This is a genomic window from Embleya sp. NPDC005575, from assembly GCF_040605455.1.
In the GTDB taxonomy this organism is placed as follows: domain Bacteria; phylum Actinomycetota; class Actinomycetes; order Streptomycetales; family Streptomycetaceae; genus Embleya.
This window is the reverse complement of the sequence record NZ_JBEXCV010000297.1, coordinates 1-4,702: the sequence shown is the minus strand read 5'-3', so window position 1 is coordinate 4,702 and position 4,702 is coordinate 1. Positions and strand designations below refer to the sequence as shown.

At 73.0% G+C, this 4,702-nt stretch carries 5 protein-coding genes; 2 read left to right on the top strand and 3 right to left on the bottom strand.

Features of this window, described 5'->3' with window-relative positions; all coding sequences use genetic code 11:
- Nucleotides 1-17: 17 nt before the first annotated feature.
- Genes ABZS54_RS42210 through ABZS54_RS42200 form a run of 3 tightly spaced genes read right to left on the bottom strand, consistent with a single transcriptional unit; the run spans nt 18 to nt 2,673 of the window.
- Complete coding sequence (locus ABZS54_RS42210; protein ID WP_355548538.1) at nt 18-518, bottom strand: hypothetical protein; 501 nt, start codon at nt 516-518, stop codon at nt 18-20.
- Nucleotides 515-1,996, bottom strand: coding sequence for an ATP-binding protein (locus tag ABZS54_RS42205; protein ID WP_355548535.1), 1,482 nt, complete (start codon nt 1,994-1,996; stop codon nt 515-517). Before ABZS54_RS42205 ends, ABZS54_RS42210 begins: the two co-directional genes overlap by 4 nt.
- Nucleotides 1,993-2,673: a response regulator transcription factor gene (locus ABZS54_RS42200; RefSeq protein WP_355548532.1), complete on the bottom strand. Its 681-nt coding sequence runs from the start codon at nt 2,671-2,673 to the stop codon at nt 1,993-1,995. Before ABZS54_RS42200 ends, ABZS54_RS42205 begins: the two co-directional genes overlap by 4 nt.
- 123 nt (nt 2,674-2,796) lie before the next feature.
- Between ABZS54_RS42200 and ABZS54_RS42195 the strand changes: the two genes are divergently transcribed.
- On the top strand, nt 2,797-3,747 hold the full coding sequence (locus ABZS54_RS42195; protein ID WP_355548529.1) for a D-alanyl-D-alanine carboxypeptidase: 951 nt from the start codon (nt 2,797-2,799) through the stop codon (nt 3,745-3,747).
- 237 nt (nt 3,748-3,984) lie between these two features.
- Nucleotides 3,985-4,702, top strand: a 718-nt coding sequence (locus tag ABZS54_RS42190; RefSeq protein ID WP_355548526.1) for an RNA ligase family protein, incomplete at its 3' end; no start/stop codon positions are given.

The window sequence follows — 4,702 nt, the reverse complement described above, 5'->3', positions numbered from 1 at the left end:
CCGGCCACCCCCTATATCTACACCGGTCTCACGCCCCCGAGCCCCAACCCGACGCACTTCCGATCTGCGGCCGCGGCCGCGGCCGCGGCGTTGCGGTTGCCCGCCGTCGAGGCGGTGCACACCAGTTGGTTCAGGGCGAGCTCGGTGAGCGGAGCCGTGCCCGCGAGGTCGATCCGGATGGCGACGTCCTGCACGCTCACCTTCGCGGGGCCGGCGTGCGGCAAAACGGCGCTGGTCACCCCTCTCCGGGCCTCCTCCCAGCTCGGTCCCGCGAGCAGCAGGTCGATCGCAGCCTGCGGGGTGGCACCGGTGATCGAGGTGCGCAGGACGGGTCGGATCCGGTGGTCGACCACCAGATAGACGTACAGGCTGCCGGGCTGCCCCGACGCAGCCGGCGAGACGATGCCCTCGGCGGGCGTCCCCGCCTGCACCGGACCGGTGGTGGGGATGCCGCAGCCGGCGCCGACCGCAAGCAACCCGACCACCGCGAGCGCGAGTCGATACCGGGCGGTGATCATGCGTCCTCCACGACTCGGTTCGGGGCGTACCGGGGCAACTCGACGGTGAACACCGCGCCGCCGTCGGCTCGGTTCGCCGCGCGGATGCGTCCGTCGTGCAGCCGCACGTTCTCCAGCGTGATCGCCATGCCCAGTCCGCTGCCCGCGGAGCGGGTCCGGGCCGAGTCGGCCTTGAAGAAACGCTCGAAGACCCGGTCCAGGGTGTCGGCGGCCAGACCGGCACCGCGGTCGGTGACACGTAGCACGATCCACACGCCGTCCGCCCGCCGCTCGGTGCCCAGACCCACCTCGACCGGCGGCGCGCCGTGCCGCAGCGCGTTGCCCACCAGGTTGGCCACCACCACGTCGAAGCGCCGGGGGTCGACCTCGGCCCGAATCCCCTCCGGCAGGTCGGTGCTCACCACTTCCGACCAGGCCCGGGCGGCCAGGCAGCGGCGCACCGCCTCCGCCACGTCGAGTTCGTCCACATGCAGCGCGGCGGCGCCCGCGTCGAAGCGGGAGATCTCCATCAGGTCGTCGACCAGTCGGGTGAGCTTGCCGGTCTCCGCGGAGACCAGACGCAGCGCGGCGGCCGTGTCCGGATCCAGTTGTTCGGCGGCGGCGTCCTCGTCGAGCACGTCTATCACGGCGGCCATCGCCGCCAGCGGGGTGCGCAGTTCGTGCGAGACGTCGGCCGCGAAGCCGCGCGCCCGGGCCTCCATCATCCGAAGCCGCGCCTCATGCTGTTCCAAGGCCGCCGCAGTGTGGTTGAAGTCCCGTGCGAGTTCCGCGAGTTCGTCCCCACCCTTGACCTGGAGCCGGGTGTCCAGGCGGCCCTGGGCCAATCGCCGGGTGGCCCGTTGCAGGGCCCGGACCGGGCGCAGCACTCCCCCGGCCACCACCAGTGCCAGAACCAGTGCGAGCAGGACCGCCGGGATCGCGCCGTTGCGCGCGGCCCGAACCAGGGCCGCCTCCTCCTGGACCTGCGCGCGCATCGGGGTGAGCACGTAGACCTGCACACCGGACGGTATCCCCGTGAGCGGTTCGGCGAAGGTGACCGGCACACCGACGGCGAGCCAGATCTCGCCCTTGCGGTCCACCCGCTGGAAGGCGGTGGCGACGTAGTCGGTGACGGTGGTGCGCAGCGCGCTCGGGATCTCCTGGGGAGTCAACCTGCGGTCGGTCGTCGCCCAGACATCCCGGTAGCCGGCCGCGACGGTCCAGTGGTCGGTGTTGCCCCGTGTGTCCACCAGCGCGACGATCCGCTCCAGCGCGGCCTGGTCCGGTGGGAAGGGCACCGACGGTGCGACCGCGCCGACCCGATCGCGCACCGAGCGCACCACCGAGTCCTGGGCGCGCTGCAGCATCGCGGTACGGGCCTCCCGGTAGGTCAGCGCGGCGGTCGCGAGCGCGGCGAACGCGGCGACGAGCAGGCACGCCGAGGCCAGCCGCACCCGCAGCCCGCGCAACCCGCGCAGCCGGGAAAGCGGCCCGGTCACAGCGGTCCGAACCGGTAGCCGAAGCCGCGCACGGTCTGGATGTAGCGGGTCGGGCCGGCCGGCTCCTCGATCTTGATCCGCAGCCGTTTGACGCACGCGTCGACCAGTCGGCTGTCCCCGAGATAGGGGTGCTCCCACACCGACTCCAGCAACTGCCCCCGGCTGAACACCTGGCCGGGGGAGGCGGACAGGGCGAGCAGCAGCCGCAGTTCGGAGGGCGCGAGGGCGATCGGCCGGCCGGCCTTGAGCACAGTGAGCGCGGTGCGGTCCACGGTCAGCTCGCCGTGTACCTCGCGGCGCCCGGCCGGGACCGCCGACTCGGTGCGGCGCAGCACCGCGCGGATGCGGGCCTCCAGGACCCGGGACTGCACCGGCTTGACCACGTAGTCGTCGGCGCCCGCCTCCAGGCCCAGCACGACGTCCATGTCCTCGTTGCGCGCGGTGAGCATGATCACCGGCAGGGTGCCGGCCCGGCGGAGGCGCCGGCACACCTCGAAGCCGTCGATGCCGGGCAGCATCAGGTCCAGTACGACCAGGTCGGGATCGAATCCGGCCACTCCCGCGAGGCCGTCCTCGCCGGTGTGCCGCACCTCGGTCGCGTGGCCCTGCCGGCGCAGGCCGATGGCCAGGCCCTCGGCCACGGCGGGGTCGTCTTCGATCAGGAGCACACGAACCATTGATTCAGTATCGATCAGCCCCCCGGCCGCGAACACGTTTCACGGTGGCGATCGAGCCGGTTGTGACAGAACGGTCTTCTTCCCGGCCGGATGCGGTCATCCGCGCTCGCCAGGGTCGAGGCCATGACCACACGCACTACGCTTCCCGTCCGCCGTCGCTCGTTGGGGGCGATCGCGGTGATCGTCGCCGCGCTGCCGGCCCTCGTCGCCGGCTGCGTGGGTGAGGCCGGCCGGACCACCCCGGCGTCGACGCCCGTGTCGGTGTCCACCGTCGCGGGCCGGCCCGATGCGCCCGTCGCGCTCACCCCCACCTGGCCCAAGGACGGCCAGGCGGCCGTGGCGGTCGAAGGGGGCCGGGAGCCGGTCGCCTCGGGCACGGCGAAGCCGACACCGACCGCGAGCCTGGCCAAGGTGATGACCGCCTACCTGTTCCTCAAGGCCAAGCCGCTCGTGTCGGGCGCGCCGGGGCCGACGTTCACCATCTCGGCCGAGGAGGCGAACCGTTACCCGGAGCGGCTGCGCCGGTTCGAGAGCCTGACCCCGGTCACGTCGGGCGAGTCCTTCACCGAGCGTCGGGCCCTGGAGGCGCTGATGGCCGTCTCGGCGAGCAACATCGCCCACGAGATCGCCCGCTGGGTGGACGGCGACGAGGCGAGCTTCGTCGCCCGGATGAACCGCACCGCCAAGGAGCTGGGCATGCGCGATACCACCTACACCGATCCCAGCGGCTTCGACCGCGCCACCGTGAGCACCGCCGCCGACCAGGTCAGGCTGTTCACCGTCGCGATGCGCGACCCGGCCTTCGCCGCGGTCGCCGGCGTCCGCAGCTACACCGACTCCGCGCAGATCACCAAGTCCAACAGCAACACCCTGCTCGGCCGCGAGGGCGTGCTCGCGGGCAAGACCGGCTTCACCACCCCGGCGGGCGGCAACCTCGTCTTCGCCGCCGAGCGCCGGATCGACGGCCGGCCACAACTGGTGGTCGCCGCGGTCATGGCCCAGCGCAAGGGCAACACCGCCACCGCCGCGATCAACGCGAGTGAAGCCCTGATCCGCTCGATCGGCAGCCCGTGACCACCCGGCCGGCGCGACTCGGCCACGTCGCCCGAACCTGACACGCGTCCCCGCCTGTGGCGGGTGCGCAACTCCCCGACGGGCGCGCGTCGTCCGGCGGTACCCGGCCGACCAGCGCCGCCGGGCAGCCGGTCGGGGCCGATATTCGATGGCTCGGGGTACGGTCGGCTCCTACAGTGACCGGGGATTCGATCCACGGTCGGGCCCCGACGACAGGCCGGCGAGCGGGGAGTGGACATGCGTACGCACTATCCCCGCACGCCGCATGTGCCCTGGTCGCCCGGAGCCGGCGCCGACGACGTGCGGGCCGCGGACCTGTCGGGGCTGCGCGGACGCGAGGTCGTGGTCACCGAGAAGCTGGACGGCGAGAACACCACGCTGTACCCGGACGGCCTGCACGCCCGCTCGCTCGACTCCGCGCACCACCCCTCCCGAACCTGGGTCAAGGCGCTACAGGGCCGGATCGGCGCACGGATCCCGGCCGGGTGGCGGATCTGCGGCGAGAACATGTACGCCCGGCACTCGATCGGCTATGACGCGCTGGCGAGTTGGTTCTACGGGTTCTCGGTCTGGACCGGCGATCGCTGCCTGGACTGGGACGAGAGCACCCGCTTCCTGCGCGGGTTGGGCGTGCCGACGCCGCCGGTGTTGTGGCGCGGCATCTTCGAGGAGCGGGCGCTGCGGGCGATCCGGCTCGATCCCGCCCGCCGGGAAGGCTTCGTGGTCCGCTCCGTCGAGGGGTTCGAGCGCGCGGACTTCGGCCGGCGGGTGGCCAAGTGGGTGCGGGGCGGCCACGTGCAGACGGACACGCATTGGATGCACGCCGAGGTGGTCGCGAACGGTCTGGGACCCGACGCGGCGCTGTGGGCGGTGCGTTCGGGTGCACGCCCGGACCTGCCCGCCCTGCTCGCCGCGCTGGGCCCGGCCGAACCACGGGCCGTCGAGCGCGACGTGG

Excerpts from the sequence above, each read along its gene's own strand:
- ABZS54_RS42210 (WP_355548538.1), bottom strand. The coding sequence starts at position 518 with ATGATCACCGCCCGGTATCGACTCGCGCTCGCGGTGGTCGGGTTGCTT.
- ABZS54_RS42195 (WP_355548529.1), top strand. The coding sequence starts at position 2,797 with ATGACCACACGCACTACGCTTCCCGTCCGCCGTCGCTCGTTGGGGGCG.
- ABZS54_RS42200 (WP_355548532.1), bottom strand. The coding sequence starts at position 2,673 with ATGGTTCGTGTGCTCCTGATCGAAGACGACCCCGCCGTGGCCGAGGGC.